15 protein-coding genes are annotated in these 19,166 nt (G+C 62.0%); 6 read left to right on the forward strand and 9 right to left on the reverse strand.

The window, feature by feature from the left end:
* The first annotated feature begins 66 nt into the window (after positions 1 to 66).
* On the forward strand, positions 67 to 993 hold the full coding sequence (locus C9383_RS03860; protein ID WP_235863240.1) for a LysR family transcriptional regulator: 927 nt from the start codon (positions 67 to 69) through the stop codon (positions 991 to 993).
* Here the strand turns inward: C9383_RS03860 and C9383_RS03865 are convergent.
* The 4 genes from C9383_RS03865 to C9383_RS03880 all read right to left on the reverse strand — a co-directional run bounded on the left by C9383_RS03865 (position 972) and on the right by C9383_RS03880 (position 6,189).
* A complete protein-coding gene (locus tag C9383_RS03865) occupies positions 972 to 2,225 on the reverse strand; it encodes an OprD family porin (protein WP_090369882.1) in 1,254 nt (417 codons plus the stop codon). The two genes, C9383_RS03860 and C9383_RS03865, sit on opposite strands and share 22 nt — an antisense overlap.
* 89 nt (positions 2,226 to 2,314) lie before the next feature.
* Positions 2,315 to 3,619 (reverse strand): CitMHS family transporter, encoded by a 1,305-nt coding sequence (locus tag C9383_RS03870; protein ID WP_060756880.1) that lies wholly within the window; start codon positions 3,617 to 3,619, stop codon positions 2,315 to 2,317.
* A gap of 128 nt (positions 3,620 to 3,747) precedes the next feature.
* Positions 3,748 to 5,061 (reverse strand): C4-dicarboxylate transporter DctA, encoded by a 1,314-nt coding sequence (gene dctA, locus C9383_RS03875; RefSeq protein ID WP_090369884.1) that lies wholly within the window; start codon positions 5,059 to 5,061, stop codon positions 3,748 to 3,750.
* Positions 5,062 to 5,106: 45 nt separating this feature from the next.
* Complete coding sequence (locus tag C9383_RS03880; RefSeq protein WP_060756878.1) at positions 5,107 to 6,189, reverse strand: 4-oxalomesaconate tautomerase; 1,083 nt, start codon at positions 6,187 to 6,189, stop codon at positions 5,107 to 5,109.
* Between the two features lie 166 nt (positions 6,190 to 6,355).
* On the opposite strand from C9383_RS03880, the gene C9383_RS03885 reads away from it, so the two are divergent.
* The 5 genes from C9383_RS03885 to fecE all read left to right on the forward strand — a co-directional run bounded on the left by C9383_RS03885 (position 6,356) and on the right by fecE (position 11,048).
* Entirely contained in the window at positions 6,356 to 7,246 is an 891-nt protein-coding gene (locus C9383_RS03885; RefSeq protein ID WP_060756877.1) for a LysR family transcriptional regulator, read from the forward strand.
* 131 nt (positions 7,247 to 7,377) lie between these two features.
* Entirely contained in the window at positions 7,378 to 8,298 is a 921-nt protein-coding gene (locus C9383_RS03890; RefSeq protein ID WP_090369886.1) for a Fe(3+) dicitrate ABC transporter substrate-binding protein FecB, read from the forward strand.
* Between the two features lie 2 nt (positions 8,299 to 8,300).
* The gene (gene fecC, locus C9383_RS03895; RefSeq protein ID WP_090369888.1) at positions 8,301 to 9,290 is read left to right on the forward strand and encodes an iron-dicitrate ABC transporter permease FecC; all 990 of its coding nucleotides are present in this window, start codon (positions 8,301 to 8,303) and stop codon (positions 9,288 to 9,290) included.
* Positions 9,287 to 10,255 (forward strand): iron chelate uptake ABC transporter family permease subunit, encoded by a 969-nt coding sequence (locus tag C9383_RS03900; protein ID WP_060756874.1) that lies wholly within the window; start codon positions 9,287 to 9,289, stop codon positions 10,253 to 10,255. The genes fecC and C9383_RS03900 overlap by 4 nt, the downstream gene beginning before the upstream one ends.
* 4 nt (positions 10,256 to 10,259) lie before the next feature.
* On the forward strand, positions 10,260 to 11,048 hold the full coding sequence (fecE, locus tag C9383_RS03905) for a Fe(3+) dicitrate ABC transporter ATP-binding protein FecE (RefSeq protein ID WP_090369890.1): 789 nt from the start codon (positions 10,260 to 10,262) through the stop codon (positions 11,046 to 11,048).
* Between the two features lie 12 nt (positions 11,049 to 11,060).
* On the opposite strand, the gene C9383_RS03910 is transcribed toward fecE, so the two are convergent.
* From C9383_RS03910 to C9383_RS03930, 5 genes are all read right to left on the reverse strand, one after another.
* Positions 11,061 to 13,577 (reverse strand): fimbria/pilus outer membrane usher protein, encoded by a 2,517-nt coding sequence (locus C9383_RS03910; RefSeq protein WP_090369893.1) that lies wholly within the window; start codon positions 13,575 to 13,577, stop codon positions 11,061 to 11,063.
* 85 nt (positions 13,578 to 13,662) lie between these two features.
* Positions 13,663 to 14,403, reverse strand: a complete 741-nt coding sequence (locus C9383_RS03915) for a fimbrial biogenesis chaperone (RefSeq protein WP_090369894.1) — start codon at positions 14,401 to 14,403, stop codon at positions 13,663 to 13,665.
* 72 nt (positions 14,404 to 14,475) lie between these two features.
* Complete coding sequence (locus C9383_RS03920) at positions 14,476 to 15,081, reverse strand: fimbrial protein (protein WP_060756870.1); 606 nt, start codon at positions 15,079 to 15,081, stop codon at positions 14,476 to 14,478.
* Between the two features lie 195 nt (positions 15,082 to 15,276).
* Positions 15,277 to 15,924: a response regulator gene (locus tag C9383_RS03925; protein WP_090369896.1), complete on the reverse strand. Its 648-nt coding sequence runs from the start codon at positions 15,922 to 15,924 to the stop codon at positions 15,277 to 15,279.
* A gap of 23 nt (positions 15,925 to 15,947) precedes the next feature.
* Entirely contained in the window at positions 15,948 to 19,121 is a 3,174-nt protein-coding gene (locus C9383_RS03930) for a hybrid sensor histidine kinase/response regulator (protein WP_090369898.1), read from the reverse strand.
* Positions 19,122 to 19,166: the final 45 nt, after the last annotated feature.

The raw sequence follows: 19,166 nt of genomic DNA on the forward strand, positions 1-19,166 counted from the left end.
ACGCCTGAAAAACAGCGACTGCTGCATAATGGCTTTGCATATTTGCAGACCATGGAGATCAGGGGTATGGCGGCGCAGGCAAATTGGGACGATCTTCGTCTGCTGTTGGCTGTCTCACGGCGTGGCAGTTTTCTGCAGGCGGGCCAGTTGCTGGGTATCGCGGCGTCCACCGTGTCCCGTCGCCTGACCCAACTGGAAGCGGCCCTCGGTGAGCCACTGGTGGAGCGAGGTGTTGAAGGGTGTTGGTTGACTTCGCGTGGCCAATCCCTGGTGGAAGTCGCCCTGGCTGCGGAAGAGGGCTTGCGGCGTCAAACGGCGGTGGACCTGTCCGGGGAGCACACAGCGCTACAGGGCAGTGTCCTGGTCAGTGCCGGTGAAGGGTTTTCTGCTGGTGTGCTGGAGGCCGCACGGCGTTTTACGGCCCTGCATCCGCGCTGCTCCGTGGAGTTACAGGTCACCGCCGAGTTTCACAAGATCGTCCGTGGCGTGGCGGATATCGCGATCCGCACCGTGCACCTGGGCGAGCCATCGCTGATCTATCGGCCCATCGGCAAGCTTGCCTACGGCGTCTTCGCGGATGCCGGCTACCTGAAGCGATCGCCACCGGTGACCCTGGAGACGGCGGTCAATATCGCCTTGCTGCCTCCGCTGGATATGTTGCCGCAAATGCGTGCCGCAAAGGCGGCGGGCCTGGACCGTGCGCAAATCAGCGTGAACTCGTTTGCCGTGCAGCTGGAGTCGGTGCGCCAGGGGATGGGCGTGGCTGTCCTGCCGCGTATCCTGGCCAAAGACCTGAGCGAGCTGTTCCCCGAGCTAGAACTTCCCGATATGGAGGTCTATCTGGTCACCCGGCCCCAAGCGTTGAAGCAGGCGCAGATCCGATGTTTCTTCGGCATCCTGGAGCAGGTATTGCTCGAGCTTTTTCATGATTTGCCGCAGCAAAGCGGCCCACCAGGGCCGCGAACATCGACCTACCAGAGCGCGATGTCATAGGTGAGGTAGAGGCGGTTGCTGTCGCGGCCCCGGGAGAATTCAGAGCGATAGACGTAGTTGCGCAGGCGCACCCCCAATCCCTTGAACGTGCCGGCTTGCACCACGTAGGCCAGTTCGGTATCACGCTCCCACTCCTTGACCGTCGTCGCGGACTTGCCGTCGTCGCCGCTCAGGTAGCGTGTCGAAAAGGTCAGGCCGGGCACACCGGCAGCCGCGAAGTTGTAACCGTAGCTGAGCATCCAGGTCTTCTCGTCTTCCTCGATGAATTTGCCGATACCGGCGTTGCTGAACGAGTACACGGTTGCGCCGCTGATGTAGGGCAACCCGGCATCCCCGCGTAGGGCCTGGTAGCCGCCGCCGAGTGTATGGCCGGCGATGGCGTAGGATAACTGGCCGCTGAGCATGTCATTGTCGATTTTGCCGGCGTAGGCAGAGCCGCTATCAACGCTATTGAAGTAGCGCAGGTCGCTGGTCAGCACGCCACCGGCCAATGGCAGGTCGTACTGGATGCCCGCGAAGTTCTGCCGGTAGAAGTTCTCGAGTTCCCCGTAGAAATAGCTCAAGCGAATGTTTTTACCCCATTTGTACTCGGCCCCGGCGTAGTTGAAATCCCCTGACTTTGCCCCGCTGTAGCCATCCGGCACGATCGGCACGCTGTTGGTGGAGTCGCGTAGTTTGAAGCGGTCCAGGTGCCCGCCGGTGACGCTCAGGTTCTCGATGTCGTTACTGCTCACTTGAGTGCCCTGGTAGGTCTGGGGCAGCAAGCGTGCATCGTTGTAGATCAGCACCGGGGTTTTGGGGAGCAAGGTGCCGTACTTGACGGTGGTTTTGGCGAACCGGGCTTTTGCGGTCGCGCCGGCGCTGGCAAATTCGCCGGCCGCCCGCCCGTCATCGTGCACCGGCATCAGCCCGGTGCCGCTGCGGCCGCGGCCTGAATCGAGCCTTACGCCATACAGCCCCAGGGCATCCACGCCGAAGCCGAGGGTGCCGGCGGTAAACCCGGACTGATAATCCAGCAGGAAGCCCTGGGCCCACTCCGTGCGTTCGCTTTTTGCGGTTCTTGCGGCGCGTGCGCTCATGCCGTGCTCGTCACGAAAGTTCTCGTTGAAATACACATTGCGCAGTTGCAGCTTGAGTTTGCTTTCATCAATAAAGCCTTCGGCATTGGCACCGGTGAAGGGCACCAGGCCCAATGCGCAAAACAGAGCCCGACGGGTATACACAGGGTTCATGGCAACTCTCTCATTGTTGTTATTGGGGGGCAGGGCAGCACGCGCCCCTTGAGCGAGGCGCGTTGGACGGCAGCAGTGGCGTTGGGGAATCAGATGAACAGGCTGATGGCGCCGGTCAGCAGGGCCAGCGCGGTGACGACCAGGGAGGTCAGCACAGCCCACTTGACGGTGGCTTTCTGGAAGTCGCCGATATCGCGATCCACCATGCCCACCAGCAGCAGGGTCGAGGCCACCAATGGGCTCATCAGGTGCACGGGTTGCCCCAGGATCGAGGCACGTGCGATTTCGACCGGGTCGATGCCATAAGCGGCGGCGGCATTGGCCAGGATCGGCACCACGCCAAAATAGTAGGCGTCATTGGACAGCACGAAGGTCAGCGGCATGCTGGTGATCGCCACCACCAGTGGGAACAGGTGGCCCCAGGACGGCGGGATCCAGTCGACCAGTGTCTGGGCCAGGGCGTCGACCATCTTGGTGCCGGAAAAGATCCCGGCAAAAATCCCGGCGGCGAATACCAGCAGCACCACCGTCATGGCGTTGCCCGAGTGCGCCAGGATGCGTTCTTTCTGAATGTCCAATTGCGGGTAGTTGATCATCAGTGCGAGCACAAAGCCGATCAGAAACAGGATCGCAGAGTGCATCAGCCCCATCACCAGGGCCGCCATCACCGCAATCACCAAGGCCAGGTTGACGTACGCCAGCTTCGGGCGCTTGTGCGGCGTGTCCTCAAGAATCGCGTTGATATAGCAATTGCCGCCGCCGCTTTGCAGTTGCACGTTACCGATGCGCTTGCGCTCGGCTCGCCCGAGTAGAAAGGCCGTGAACACCACCCACAGGGCGCCGCCGATCATGGTCGGCAGCAGCGGCACGAAGTATTCGCCGGCATCCAGGCCCAGCGCGGCGATCGCCCGTGTTGCGGGGCCGCCCCAGGGTGTCATGCCGCTCATGATGCTCAGCGACAGCATGGAGATGGTCGCCAGGATCATCGGATTCATGCCGATGCGTTTGTACAGGGGCAGCATGGCCGCGCAGGTAATCATGTAGGTCGTGGTGCCGTCGCCGTCGAGTGCCACCAGCAACGACAGCAGGGCGGTACCCACCGCGATCTTCATCGGGTCTCCATTGACCCGTTTGAGGATCTTGCGGATCAGCGGGTCAAACAGGCCTGCATCGATCATCAGGCCGAAAAACAGGATCGCAAACAGTAGCAAGGCGGCAGATGGTGCGACCATTTTCAGGCCATCGAGCATCATCTTGCCGGTGGTGCCGCCGAAACCGCCGATCACCGCGAAGACGATAGGTACCACGGTGAGCGCGACGATCGGCGACAAGCGCTTCGTCATGATGAGGACGGTGAATACGACCACCATGGCCAAGCCAAGGAAAGCAAGCATAGGACGATTCTCTTGTTGTTATCGTAATAATGGCTGACGCCGAGGCGCACGAGCCCTGGCCCGCCGGGCGGGCAAAGGCGCCTGGCGGGAGAGGGAGTCAAGTCAGGAGGGGCGTTGCCCGGGGAGTACTAAGCGCGTTTGGGGACTTTCAAGTCTTCCCAGGCTTCTACCGGTGCCGCAGAGGGTCTGGCGTCGAGCATCCGGTGCAGCGTTTCGCGATCGCAGGCATTTTCCGACAGCGACATCACCACTGTCGCGACGGCGTTGCTGGCCAGGCTGGTCAGGGCTCGCGCTTCAGACATGAAGCGGTCGATGCCGATCAGCAACGCCAGGCCGGCCAATGGGATGTCGTGAATGACCGTCAGGGTCGAGGCCAGTGCGACGAACCCGCTGCCGGTGACGCCCGCAGCGCCCTTGGAGGACAGCAGCATGATTGCCAGCATGGTGATGATCTGCGTCAGGCTCAGGTCGATATTGCAGGCCTGGGCAATGAAGATCGCGGCCAGCGACAAGTAGATCGCAGTGCCGTCCAGGTTGAACGAGTAGCCGGTGGGCAGTACCAGGCCCACGACGCCTTTTTTGCAACCCAGCGCTTCGAGCTTCTCCAGCATGCGCGGCATGACCGGCTCGGTGGAGGAGGTGCCCAGTACCACCAGGAACTCTTCGCGGCAGTAGCGCAGCAGTTTCCACAGGCTGAAACCGTTGGCGCGGCAAATGCTGCCCAGTACCACGAACACGAAGAAACCGCAGGCGATGTACAAGGTCATGATCAGCTTGGCCAGCGAGCCCAGCGACGTGATGCCGTACTGGCCGACGGTGAACGCCAAGGCACCGAAGGCGCCGATCGGAGCGAAACGCATCAGGTAGGCGAAGATCTTGAACACCATCTGCGAGGCGGCTTCAAGCACGTCGAGCACCGGCTTGCCACGCTCGCCCAGTGATGACAAGGCAAAGCCGGACAACACCGCAATAAACAGCACCGGTAGCACTTCACCCTTGCTGAAGGCGCCGATAAACGTCTCCGGGATGATATGCATGAAAAATTCCACCACCCCAAGCTTGGCGGCCGACTCGGTGTATTGGGTCAAGCCTTTGGTGCTCAGCTGGCTGGGATCGATGTTCATGCCCGCGCCCGGCTGGAACACAAATACCGCCACCAGGCCGATCAGCAGGCTGATCACCGTCAAGCCCAGGAACAACAGCAGGGTCTTGCTGAGCAGGCGTCCGAGCGAGCGTTTATCGCTCATCCCGGCGATGCCCGTGACGATGGTGCAGAACACCACGGGCGCAATCATCATCTTGATCAGCTTGATGAATGCATCACCCAGCGGTTTGAGTGCAATGGCTTGCTGGGCCCAGAAATGCCCGACCACGATGCCCAGTACCACGGCGCAGAGAATCTGGAAGTAGAGCGATTTAACAACTTTCATGGCATCACCCATTTTTTAGAATTGTGCGGATGCAAAAAATGCCAACGACCGCCGGAATTATCCGGCGAGGCGCTGTGAATCTGTGGCGTAGACGTAGCCGGAAAAAAGCCTGCGCGCAGTACGAACGACGGATGCCTGGATTGTCTCACTGTTGAGCCCGGTGTAGGACAATACGACATCAATCCCGCCGCTGGGGTGCTCGATACGCACCGCTTGAGGGCGCGGCGTACTGATCCCGCCGAGCATCTGAGCAACGATGCTGCCTTCTACCACGCAGGCGGTGGCCAGGCCAATCGAGCCGGTAATGGCCAGGGCCCGGTGACAGTTGTGCGGCATGAAATAGCGAACCTGGATCGTACCGCCGGCTTTGGCAGGCGAGACCAGTACCGGCTTGGGAATCACTTTGTGGCTGACATCGCCCAGGCCCATGGCCTGGCCGGCTTGCAGTCGCAATGACTCAAGCCGCCGCAGGAAGTCTTTATCGGCGTCCAGTTCCGCCGGGCTTTCATCACCGCGCTTGCCCAGTTGGCCAGCCTCGATCAGCACCATCGGCATCGCCATATCGATGCAGGTGACGGCAATACCGTCGATCACATCCTGCGTGTTGCCGGTGGGGAAGAGCTTGCCGGTCTTGCTGCCGGCCGCATCGAGGAACGTCAGTTGCACCGGTGCTGCGGTGCCCGGCACGCCGTCGATGGCGGTGTCGCCCTCGTAACTGACGTTGCCATCCGGTGTGTACACCTGCGAATGGATAAGGGTCCCGGTGTTCACATTGCGAATACGTACTCGGGTGCGCCCCGGCGTGCCTTTGACCAGGCCCTGTTCGATGGCGAAAGGGCCGACGGCGCACAGCATGTTGCCGCAGTTGGGCGCGCTGTCGACGCGGCGTTGCGAAACCATCACTTGAACGAACAGGTAGTCAACGTCCGCATCGGGATGCAGTGAGGGGCTGACAATCGCGACCTTGCTGGTTTGCGGGCTGCCGCCACCAATGCCATCGATCTCCAGCTCGTGGCCGGAACCCATCAGGTTGAGCAGCAGCTCGTCACGGGCCTCAATCGCTGCCGGCAAATCCCAGGCTAGAAATACCGGGCCTTTGGAGGTGCCACCACGCATCAGCACACAGGGAATTCTTTGCATGATACTGACTCTTGTTGATCAATCGAGTTAATTGATGCTCTGCGAACAAGAGTCTCAAGCTTTAAAAAATCTATCAAATGCAAAAATTGACTAGATTGTTGCGTTTTACGAATGATAAATTTACGCTGGATTTTCTTTTCGAACCTTGCAGCGGATGAGGCATAACGTGGACTATGAGCTTAACGATATTCGATCTTTCGTGAAGATCGCCGAACTTGGCAGTTTTCACGAAGCTGCCGATGCCCTGCACCTGTCCCAGCCCGCACTCAGCCGCCGGATCAAAAAGCTCGAAGAGGGCTTGGGCACCGCGTTGCTCGATCGCACCACGCGCAAGGTCAGCCTCACCAGCGTCGGCCGCGACTTCCTGCCCAAGGCACGCCGCCTGCTGGACGACTTCGACGAGTCGATTCTCAATATCCGTGAACTCGCCGAACGCCAGATCGGCCGGGTCACCCTGGCGTGCATCCCGACGGCTGCTTTCTATTTCCTGCCCTCGGTGATTCGTCTGTACAACGAACGCTACCCCAAAATCCGCATCCGCCTGCTGGACTTGAGCGCCAACGAGGGGCTTGAAGCGGTCCTGCGTGGGGAAGCTGATTTCGGTATCAACATGATGAGTGGGCAGCACCCGGACATCGAGTTCGTGCCCCTGGTCAGCGAACCGTTTGTGTTGGCCTGCCGGCGTGATCATGAGTTGGCCAAGCGCAGTGCGGTCACCTGGTCTGAATTGAGCGATTACCGTCTGATCGGCGTCGGGCGCCTGAGCGGCAACCGCATGCTGCTCGATCATGCCTTGTCTGGCTTGAGCTGGCGGCCGCAGTGGTTCTACGAAGTCCAGCATCTGTCGACCTCGCTGGGCCTGGTGGAGGCTGGGTTGGGGGTGTCGGCGATGCCGAGCCTGGCCATGCCGGCCGAGGACCATCCCACCTTGGTCAGTGTCCCGTTGATCGAGCCGGTGGTGAACCGCTCGTTGGGTCTGGTCTACCGCCGTGGGGCATCGCTGTCGCCGGCGGCGGAAAAATTCGTGTCGATATTGCTTGAGCAATGGCCGCAATAAGCCATTGACCGTCTGGTCGGCCGGCGTGGTGTTAATAAGAATGTTTTTTGATTGCACCGCGCCGTTGTGGAATAGTACCCGCCGTTTTCCCCGGCCTGCCTGGGCGGGGTGTGTCAACGCCGAGGTACTTCATGCGATTACTGCGCTCCATTGCGACCCTTGCCGCCTGTCTCCTGGCGTTCTCTTCAAGCATGTTATGCGCCGCTCCCATCGATCTCAATGACGGCCAGCACGCCGTGCATCTGCCGGATGCGCCCAAGCGCGTGGTGGTACTGGAGTTTTCCTTTCTCGACAGCCTGGCGGCAGTCGACGTCACGCCTGTCGGGGCGGCGGATGATGGCGACGCCAACCGCGTGTTGCCCAAGGTGCGCCAGGCGATCGGCCAGTGGACGTCCGTGGGCTTGCGCTCGCAGCCGAGCATCGAGGAAATCGCCAGGCTCAAGCCTGACCTGATCGTCGCCGACCTGAACCGCCACCAGGCGCTGTATAGCGACCTCTCCAGTATCGCACCGACCTTGCTGCTGCCCTCGCGCGGTGAGGATTACCAGGGCAGCCTCAAGTCCGCCGAACTGATCGGCAAGGCGTTGGGCAAGAGCCCGCAGATGCAGGCGCGTATCGCGCAGAACCGTGAGCACCTGAAGGCGATTGCACAGCAGATCCCCGCAGGTGCCAGTGTGCTGTTCGGCGTTGCGCGCGAAGACAGTTTTTCCGTGCACGGCCCGGACTCCTATGCCGGCAGCGTATTGCAAGCCATCGGCCTGAAAGTCCCGTCGGTACGTGCCAAGGCGGCGCCGACGGAGTTTGTCAGCCTGGAGCAACTGCTGGCGCTGGATCCGGGCTGGTTGCTGGTCGGCCATTACCGCCGCCCGAGCATCGTCGACGCCTGGAGCAAGCAACCGCTGTGGCAGGTGCTTGGCGCGGTGCGCAACCAGCATGTGGCCGAAGTGGACGGTGACAGTTGGGCGCGCAATCGAGGGGTATTGGCCTCCGAGCAAATCGCCGAAGACGCCCTGGCGATTCTCAAGGGCGGCAAAGCCGTACTGAGCCAATAACCGTGCAGCGCAGTTTAGCCGCCGCCGGCATCGTGCTGTTGGGAGGCGGGTTGTTCTGGCTTTCGCTGTACAACTGGTCGCCGTTTGTGATCACCCCGGCGGATGCGTGGAATGGCCTGGTGCACCAAGGTCACTCGGGCGGCAACATGGCTTATATCGTCGCCCAGCTGCGGGTGCCGCGTGCGGTGTGCGCGGCGTTGGTGGGTGCCTGCCTGGGCCTGGCGGGGGCATTGATGCAAGGCATCACGCGCAACCGCCTGGCCTCGCCGTCTCTGTTCGGCGTAACCGCCGGGGCGGCGCTGGGCCTGGCGTTGTTTTCCACCGGCCTGGTGGCGCCGCCCTTTGCCGGTGGCGCTTTGTTGATGACGTGCGTAGGGGGCGCGCTGGCCTGGGTCACGGTGTTCAGCCTCGGCGGCGCCTGGTCGCCCACCACGTCCCAAGGGCGCCTGGTGTTGGCCGGAGTGGCCGTGGCGGCGTTATGCGCGGCGTTGACGCGGCTCACGGTGATTCTGGTCGAGGCCCAGGCGCAAAGTGTCCTCAACTGGCTGGCCGGTTCCCTGGCCAACGTGGGCGCCGCGCAGGTGCAACTGCTCTGGCCCTGCACCCTGGTCGGCGGTCTGTGGGCGTTGTGGTGCGCGCCGCGCTTGAACTTGATCAACCTGGGCGAGGAGGCCGCCCGCTCGTTGGGCGTGGGCATCGCCAGCCTGCGCCTGCAGGTCTTCGTCGCCAGTCTGTTGTTAGTGGGTGCCAGTGTCTGCGCCGTCGGCCCCATCGGGTTCGTCGGCCTGATTGCGCCCAATATCGTGCGGCAGTTTCTCGGTAACGACTATCGCTGGCTGATCCCGCTGAGTGCCGCCCTGGGCGCAGTGATTGTGCTCGGCGCCGACCTGCTCAGCCGCGCCGTGGCGTTCCCCGTGGAAACCCCGGCCGGGGTCGTCACCGCGTTGATCGGTGCGCCATTCTTTCTCTTTCTCGCCAGGCGCGCCCTATGACTCGGCCACGCTTTCGCCTTTGGCTGCTGGCGGGCCTGTTGCTGCTGGTGACGTTTGTCAGCCTCAGCGCCGGCACCCTGTGGCTCACGCCCGAAACGGTAGTGGAGCGCCTGTTGGCCCACGACGCCGTCGATTTTGAAGTGTGGAACCACCGCCTGCCGCGCAGCCTGATCGCGATCCTTGCCGGCTGCGCTTTCGGCCTGGCAGGCGCGATAGTGCAGGGTGTGATACGCAACCCGCTGGCCTCGCCGGAGATTCTCGGGGTGACCCAGGGCGCAGGGTTGGCGCTTACCGTGGCGATCATCACCTGGCCGCAATTGCCGATTGGCTGGCTGCCACTGGTGGCGTGCCTGGGTGGGGCGGCCGGGGCTTTGCTGCTGGCGTTGTACAACAGCGGGGTGAGTTTTTCCGGGGTGCGCTTTGCGCTGTCCGGGGTGGCGATTGCGGTGACCTTGTCCAGCATCACCGAGTTCCTGATCCTGTCCCACCCGCTGGATATCAACACCGCATTGCTCGCGCTCACCGGCAGCCTGTGGAGCCGCAACTGGCATCATGTGGGGTTGGTGCTGCCATTTCTCGTTTTGATCCCACTGGGGTTGTGCCTGGCCAAGCCACTGAACCTGATCGCGCTCGGTGATGAGGCGGCGCATAGCCTGGGCACCGCGTTGAACCGCACGCGCGGGTGGGCGATGGCCTGCGCAGTGATGCTCACCAGCCTGGGCGTCGGCGTGATCGGGCCGATCGGTTTCATTGGGCTGGTGGCGCCGCATATGGCGCGGCGCCTGGTGGGCGGGCATCACCACTACCTGATGCCGGCGGCGATGTTGATCGGCGCGTTGCTGCTGGTGCTCGCCGATACCCTCGGACGCACCTTGATCGCTCCCAGCGAGATCCCGGCAGGGGTGCTCACGGCGGTGATCGGCGCGCCCTATTTTCTTTGGTTACTGGCACGCTTCAAGGGCTGATGACATGAGTATTCTGAAGGCACACCAGCTCGATATCGGTTATGGCGCGACGCGCATCGTGCAAGGTTTGTCGTTCGCGCCGCCAGTGGGCAAGGTCACGGCGTTGATCGGTCCTAACGGCTGCGGCAAGTCCACCTTGCTCAAGGCCTTCGCGCGTATCCTCAAGCCAACCCAGGGCGAACTGACCCTGGAGGGGCAGCCCTATGCCAGCTTGTCCGCGCGGCAACTGGCGCGGCAGATCGCGTTCCTGCCACAGGTGTTGCCCGTGCCGGAGGGGGTCAGCGTGCGCCAGTTGGTTGCCTATGGTCGCAGCCCGCATAACTCGCTGTGGGGGCGCCTGAGCGGCAATGACCAGTCCCACGTGACCCAGGCCCTGCAGCGCCTGGAGCTGGACACCCTGGCCGAGCGTGCCTTGGCCGACTTGTCGGGCGGCCAACGCCAGCGCGCCTGGCTGGCAATGGTGCTGGCACAGAATGCGCCGGTGGTGCTGCTCGACGAACCCACCACCTATCTCGACATCAGCCATCAAGTCGAACTGCTGGACTTGATGGGCGAACTGGCTGCCGAAGGCAAGACCGTCATCACCGTGCTGCACGACATCAACCAGGCCTGTCGCTACGCCGATCATCTGGCGGTGATGCACGGCGGCAGGTTGGTGGCCGATGGCGCGCCAGCAGCGGTGATCAGTGCCGAGTTGATGCACCAGGTGTTCGATGTGCATGTGCAGATCATCAATGAGCCGGTGGCAGGTACACCCATGTGCGTGGTGCAGAGGAGCGCACGCACGCATTGATGCTCGGCCCCCTCAACCGGCCGGGGGCTTGCACACCAGCGCCTGGCGCTCATAGTTCAGCGCCTTGTTCTGCGGTGGCAGCGCGTAGCTTGCAGTGCATTGCTCTTCACCCCACTTGATGATCAAGGTGCCGTGATCCTGCTCCACCAATGCCAGGGCGTTGCCGTTCGGATCGGCGATCGCCAGTTGCTTGCCTTGGGTATCTTCCAGCGACGCGCCAAACGCCAGCGGTTGGTGCTGGGCATCGAACAACTCGAACAGTACCCGCCGTCCGGTGGTGCCGCTGTAGTGCGCCACGACGATGGCGCCACGGCGCGGCACCAATTGTTGCGTGGCATTGCTGATTTCGACATCGCCACCCAGGTCTCGGGTGTCCAGGCTCACCCAGTTCACCCGGTAGGGTTGGGCCGTGGGGATCACCGCATAGCCGTTGTAGCCGGTTTCGACGCCGCTGTAGCTGCCGATTTTTGCCCCGCTGATACCGGGCACTTCGGCCAGCGCGAAGGTTTCACTGACGGTCTGCCCCAGGTTGATCCCGCCCGCGTGGGCCACTACGGAGCCTGCGAGGTTGAGGTTCTGCGAGTTGTAGCCCTGGCCCTGGCTGTAACCCAGGCTGACGTCCGCTACCGAGGTCCGGCTGTTGATGTTCACCGAGCCCGAATCGCCGCTGGTGTCGCTGTGGCCGGCTTGCACCGAATAAAAGGTGTCGCTGGTGTCGGCGACGTAGCCGTTGATACCGGCTTGGGTGGTGGTGTCGCCGCGGTTGCTGCTGGTGGTGACGAACGCTCGTGGCGCACGCGGCTGGCTGCCCAGCGGGAAGGAGATGGACAGGTTCACTTGGGTGTCATCGCTGGGTTCGCCCCAGGTGACGATTTGCTTGGTACGCGTGACGCCGAGGTTGTAAGTCACATCGCCCCAGTTGCTGGTATAGCCGGCAGAAAAACTCTGGGAGCCGCCACGGTTCCAATAACGCTGATCGCTGGCGTTCACGTAGAGGCTGCCGTATTCACGATGACGCCCGAGGCTTTGGTTGATCGTCAGGTCGGTGCGGGTCTTGGAGTGGCCGGTGCGTACACGCGCGCCTTCGCTGATGTCTTCGACGTGGTCGGTGAAACTGCGGTAGCCCTCGGTGGAGTAGCGGTAGGCTGCCAAGGTGAAGTTGGTGTCGGTGCCGGCAAAGGTCTTGGCATACAGGGCGCGCACGCTGTTGCCCTGGGTGGTTTGCCCCCGGGCCTTGCTCGATGAGTGTGTGACATCCAGCGATACCGCGCCCAGTGCGGTGTTTTTGCCGGCTCCCAGAGACAGCGCGTTGTACGCCTCGCTGGCTTGTACACCGACGATGCCGCTCAGGCTGCTGGTCAAGCCATATGCCACGGTGCTGCTGACAAATCGGGGAGTCGCCAGGCCCTCGGCATTGCTCTTGAACGTGCCCGCCGAGACGCTGTACTTGACCTGGCCTTCACGCACCATGATCGGCAGGCTGGAAAACGCCTGCATCGTCACGCGGCGGCTGCCGTCGGCTTCGATCACGGTGATTTGTAAATCACCGTTGGAGCCGCTGGGGTAGATGTCGTTGATCTCGAACGGGCCCGGCGCGACGTTGGCGGTGTAGAGGATGTAGTCGTTCTGGCGGATTTCCACGGTCGCGTTGGTCTGCGCCACGCCACGGATCACCGGCGCATAGCCGCGCTCGCTGTCGGCGCGCATGCCTTCATCCGAGGCCAGTTTCACGCCGCGATAGCGCACGCTGTCGAACAGATCGGTATCGGAGAAAATCTCACCGGCGCTGAACTGGCCTTTGATCGCCGTCACGTCATGCTGCACGTAGGTACGGTTGCTGGTGAAGGTGTTCGAGCGCGCGGTGCCACCACTGAAATTCGACTCGTTGCGCAGGCGCCAGGCACCCAGGTTGATGCCGTTGCGCAAGCCCAGGTTATGGTTGACGCGGGTTTGATAGTCGCCGGCCGTGCGGCTGCTGTTGAGTTGGTAGTTGATGAACGCGGCCGGCACGCCGTCATCCCATAACTGCGGGTCGACATAGCCGCGCAGACCACGTTGCATAGCTATTTGTGGAATGCTTGCCATCAGGCGCAGGCGGCTGCTGTCGTACCGCACGCTGGCGTCTTCGATCAACTGCGCCAGTGAGTAGCAGGGCGCGGGATGTTCAGGGTCGATTTTGCCTTGAGCCTGCAGGCGAGCCATGTCGATTCCCAGTTGCTTGAGCAGGTCGAGCGTCAGGCACGCTTCGACCTGGCCGTTTTGCGGGTTGCGCAGGAAGTCGATGTCACGCCGCCCGACCAGCACTTCGTTGCTGAACAGGTCCACCCGGTAATTGCCCGGAAGCACACTGTTGGCCGCGAGCAATTGCTGCAGGTCGACCGCCTGCCCACCTTGTAAAAACGTGGTATTGAAGGCTTCGGTGGCCTCATCGGCCATCACCCAGGCCGGCAAGCTGGCGGCGATCGCCAACGACAGTGTCTTGAATTTCAGTGCGCAACGCACGGGCCTGTTGCTGGAAAGAGAAGACATGCGAAGACCTTTGACGTCCCCCGGCAGCGAACAGGCAGGCACGCAAATACGCACCCGGCATTCGCCTGGGGGTTAGAGAGCAGGCTTAAGGGGCCAGTCGTGATTCAGTGGCGTGTGCAGGGGCCGAAACGCCGCTTGAAAGGGGCGTGGTGTAGTGATTCTGCGCGCCGTAGTCATTGATGCTGTAGAACGACAATTGCACCGGGCCGCTGGTGGGCAGGGCACCGAGCGCAAATTGCTTGTGCTCGCCGGGCGCGATCATGGTGGAGTCGCTCGCCAGTTGCGCCTGCACTTTGATGTCGGCCATCGACACGTGATACAGCGTCGGGTTTTTCACGCTCAGCAGCGTCTGCGCGCCTTGCCGGACCAATGTCCATTCAAGCTGTGCCGGGGCTTGCAAGGCACTGCCGGGCAACCCGGCAGGCCGGTAGAAAATCTTGATGCGTTGGCGGATGGCCAACTGCAAGGTGTTCTCGGCCTCACTGGCCTTGGGGATTTCCTGGACGTTGAGCCACACCACCGACTCGCGGTCCGTGGGCATGCCGGTGCCTTCATACAGCACGCGCAGCAGTTGCTGTTCCTTGGCAAACACGCGGGCCAGGGGCGGCGTGACCGCAAAGGGCGCACGGCTGGCGCCGGCGTCATTCATGTCGACCCAGGATTGCACCAATACATCCTGGTTACCGTTACGCACAGTGATGTTGGCTTCCTTGTGGTCGCCATCGAAGACGATGCGGGTGGCGTTCAGTGAAATGCTGGCGCCGGCCTGGGTCGCCATAAGCATGCCCAGCAGCCCCAGGCATGCGGCAATCGAACGAGGCAGCATGAGGTTTATCCAGTGTGATCAGAAGGAATGGCGAGGCCGCAGGGCCTCGCACGTCGGGTGCCGGGGCGCCGATTATTCGTATTGCAGGATGAACGGCAGGGTTGCATCACCACGACCGGCAACGGCCGAGCCGGCGGCTGCGGTGGTCACGTAGGCGGCTGCGAAGCTCAAGGTGGCGTCGCCGCCTTCGGAACCTTGGCCGTGAATGGTGCTTTCAATGCGCGCCGTGGACGGCGAGCTGAGATCGATCAGCGCGCCGTTGCTGTCGAGCAGGGCGATACCGACGTTTTTCGCCGAAGCGGAGCCGGCGTTCAGCGCCAGGACTTTCTTGCCGGTGACCAGGCCCGAACCGCCGTTGTTGGCGTCAAAGATCATCGCGACCTTGGTGCCTGCGTTGCAGTTGACGTTCAGGTTGAAGTCTTTGGCGGTCACGCGACCGGCAGCCGGGTTTTCTGCGGTGCCCATGTCCTTGATCGAAACGTTGCCCATGTCGACCGAAATGGTGCGGTCGGAGTTGGCGCCGTCCACCGAGCATGCATCGTTGTTGATCACGCCGGTGAAGGTGATTTTGCCGCTGCCACCCAGGGTTGGAGTGGGGGTTACCGGGTCTGCGGCGAATGCACTGCCGGAAGCGGCGATAATGGCCGAGGCGATAACAGCCAGGGAAAACTTCTTCATGATGATGTCCGTAAGTGTTAGTTGGGAAATGCTGTTGTTGAACTGCCCGCAAAGAGTAAGGGGCAGTGGCAGGCGGGCAAATAAGACGATTCTTATAAGTGGCACGAGGGGCGGCAAGTTTGCGCGGGTTGAACAGCTTTTAGGCCCGTAAATAAAGGGCAAAGCCATTATCCAGGAATGGCTTGCAAGTGCTTGTTAGTTGAAAATGTTGCGGGCCAGGCAATAAGCCAACAAGTCTTGGTCGCTGCTCACTTCAAGTTTGCGCATGGCTGAAATCTTTTGCGCGCTGATGGTTTTGGAACTTCGGTTCTGGCAGCGTGCAATATCACTCACGCTCATGCCGGCAATAAATAAGCGCAAGATTTCGAACTCTTTGGGTGACAACGTGGAAACGCGTTCGTCGATCGCCGTCAGCGTCTCGATCACCGAGGTCTTCGGCGGCTCCAGGCTGTGATAGGCGCCTTGTTGCGCAATGGCTTTGAGCGCCAGTTGAATCTCGGTGTGCAATTGGCTTTTCTGGATGATGCCGACCACGCCCAGTTCCTGCAGGCGGGTGAGGATCAGGTGATTGGAAATCATCGTCAGGATCAGGACCTGCACCTGCGGGAAATGCCGTTTCAGGTACTCCACCAGTTTCAGCCCGTCACCGTAGGGCGAGTCGCCCGGCATGTTGTAGTCGGTGATCACGATGTCGACCACCTGGCGTTGCAGCAACTCGATCAAGCCCGCCGAACAGACAGCCTCGCCCACGACCGCAAAGCGCGTATCACGCTCCACCAGTTCGCGTACACCGAGCAGCACGATCGGGTGATCGTCCGCGATAACCACGTTGAATGTTTTCATAAGGGGCCGTCCGTAGTGCCAGTTCAAGTGAGTGAAGTGTGCCCAGGCTGGAGCGTCTCCAGGATGGCCGACATTCGCTGCATGACCGCCTTCACGTTGAGTACCAGTGCGGTATTGAGGCTGCTGCTGTTGAGTGCACTTTCCAGTTCGATGCAGGCCTGGGACAGCGCCAGTGCCTGCACCGCGCCCAGGGCACCGGCGACTGAATGCAGGCGCTGCCCGAGGCTGTGCGCATCACGTTGCTCAAGGGCTGCGCCGATCTGCTGCAGGTCTTGGCGCAACGTGCTGATGAACAGGGGGCGCATCGTGTCCGACAGTTGCACGCGGTCATCGAAAACCGCGACGGCGCGCTCCGGCGGCGGCTTGGCCTGGCAAAACTTGATCAACTGCGCACGCAAGGTTTGCAGGCTCAAGGGTTTGACGATCCAGGCGTTCATGCCCACCGCCAGGCAGCGCACGCCTTCTTCGCGCATTGCGTTGGCGGTCACGCCGATGATCGGCAACTGCGGATCATGCTCGCGCAGCTTCCTGGCCAGTTCATAACCGTTCATCAACGGCATATTCACATCGGTCAGTACCAGGTCGAAGACCTGCGGTTGCCACAGTTGCAACGCCTGCTCACCGTTGACGGCCAGGGTCACCGAGCAACCCAGCGCCTCTAGCTGTTCCTTGATGATCGCCTGGTTGACCGGGTTGTCCTCGGCGACCAGGATGCGCAACCCCAAATGACCGGCGCTGCGCGGCTGTGCCGCTGCGGGTTGCTCATACTTGCCGTGCTGCGCCAGTGACACGGTGGCGGCGAGGGTGCGCACATCATGCAAATCGACTACCCAGCCTTGCGCCGTATGCAGTGGCGGGCTGTGTGCGCCCGGCAGGCAGAGTACACGTGGGCCGGTCCAGGGGCAGGGGGGCTCGCTGGGCAGCAGGTCGACCAGCACCGCGTGGCGGCTGTCTTTTTCCTGGATGGCCGCCGCCAGGTCGGCCGCAATGCCCAGGCGATTGAGCCAGTCACTCATCGACTGTGCCAGTTCGCGCACCGGTGCCTGCACGTACACCGGCGTGGGGCTCGGTTCGATCACTGGCGGGTGGGGCAGTGCCCCGCTGCACAAGGGCAGGCGGATTTTCAGCGTAAAACTGCTACCCAGGCCCGGCTCGCTGACCAGCCTGATTTCACCGCCCATCATCTGCGCCAGCCACCGGCATATCGGCAGCCCCAGGCCGGCGCCACCTTCGCTGGCCGTATCCGGTGCCTGGTAGAACAGGTCGAACAGCTTGGCCTGCTGTGCCTCGGGGATGCCGACGCCGGAGTCGGTGACTTGCCATTCCAGATCGACGCTGTCGCTGTCGCGCCCGATCACCCTGGCACGAATGACCACACGGCCGGTGTCGGTGAACTTGATGGCGTTGCTCACCAGGTTGTTGAGGATCTGGCGGATGCGCATCGGGTCGCCCATTACGCAGTCAGGCAACTGCGGGTCGATGCAGCTGTAGAGCTGCAAGCCCTTGCGCTGGGCGAACGCGGTGTAGGTGTGCAGCGTGTCTTCGAGTATGTCCAGGGGGCAGAAGTCCATGGCTTCTATCGCCATTTGCCCGGACTCGATCTTCGAGACATCCAGCACATCGCTGATCAGTTGGAATAGCGTGGCTGACGAGCGCTGGATGGTGTGCAGGTAGGTTTGCTGGTGCGGGTCCAGGTCGGTCAGGCCGAGTAACTCAAGGGTGCCCAGCACGCCATACAACGGCGTGCGGATTTCATGGCTCATGGTTGCCAGGAACAGCGTCTTGGCTTCGTTGGCGGTGTCGGCGGCGTGACGTGCTTCCTCCAATGATTGTGCATCTTCAATGTGCCGGGTGATGTCGTTGAACGCGTACAAACGCACGTCCTCGGCCTGATAGCGGGTCGACACGAAGCCGATTTGCAGGTGCCGGCCTTCGATCTCCAGATGCGTCTCGCCATGCTCGGCAGGGTCATGTTGACCGGCCATGGCCTCCACCAGGCGGGCGGTGCCTGGCCATTGCTGGGCGCGCTGGTTTTCGATCAGTACCTTGCCGTCGCTGCGTCGCACCACGCACAGCCCGGTGGGGGCGGTGTCGATGATGACGCGGCTGAACGCCATGCTTTCGGCAATGCGTTCATGGGCCAGGCGCGCTGGCGCGATGACCTGGCGTCGATACCAACGGCTGCCGGCCCAACCCAGGGTGATCAGGCTGGCCAGCAGCAGCGCCAGGGTACTCAGCGGCCATACGGCGGAGTGGAAGAAGTGCGAGTAGTTCAGGCCATAGACCGCGCTCCACGGCTGGTCGCCTGCGTGGGTGATCTTGAATTGAAAGCCATTGGCGGTGAAATGCACGCCATCACTGAGTGACGCCGGTGTCGGAGGCCCGATCAACCGCTCGCCGTCCGGCGCAATCAGCGTGAAGCGATCAAACGCCGAGTGATCGAGGGCACGCTGTACGTCGTCGACCTGCGACAGATCGAGCAAGGTGCCGACTACCGTCTGGCCCTGGCTTTCGAGTGGCAGGCCGATATAGGCCAGCAAGTGTTCGGGCTCGGGTCCGGTGTGCCAATACACGCGATCCTGCTCGAGCGGTTGCGGCGTTTGTGTGAGGATCTGTTGCACCGCATTGACCAACGTCACCAGATTGCCGGTTTCCTCGGTGCCTTCCCTTCGCTGGTAGCCCACCGACGGAATGGTGATGGTGTAGTTCGCCTGGCGGTTGGACAGAAAGGTTTGCGGCGCCTCGTACGGCGACGAGGACCAGAAAGCGCTGTAGTAGCTGGTCAGGTGCGCGCCCAAGGCAAAAATCGCCGGCCTGGCGGCGACACCCACCTGCTGCTCATCGAACTTGACGCTGAACGGCACCGAAAACGAATACTTCTGGCCTTCGTACAGCGTGCGGCGATTGTCGACCATACGGCTTTTCAGACTGACCTGGACGTGGGTGGCGCGTAGCAGTTCGGCCTGGATGCCCGGATGGGTCAGGCTCTTGAGGTAGGTTTGCTGCTCCGCGAGGTTCTCCATCAGGCGCGTGAAGTGAAAGCGCGTCGCGCCGTAGCGGGTTTCGATGCCTCGTTGCAGTGACCAGTAATTGGTGAGGACCAGCAGCAACGCGATTCCAATCAGTACCATCAGGCCTTTGTTCAGGCGCGCAGAGCTACGGGTAAAGGCTTCGAGGATCGCGTTGTTGTGCTTCATCAGGAGGGTCCACAGGCGCAGGATAGATCGGCACTGGAGGGCGCT

The organism is Pseudomonas palleroniana (assembly GCF_003031675.1).
Lineage (GTDB): Bacteria > Pseudomonadota > Gammaproteobacteria > Pseudomonadales > Pseudomonadaceae > Aquipseudomonas > Aquipseudomonas palleroniana.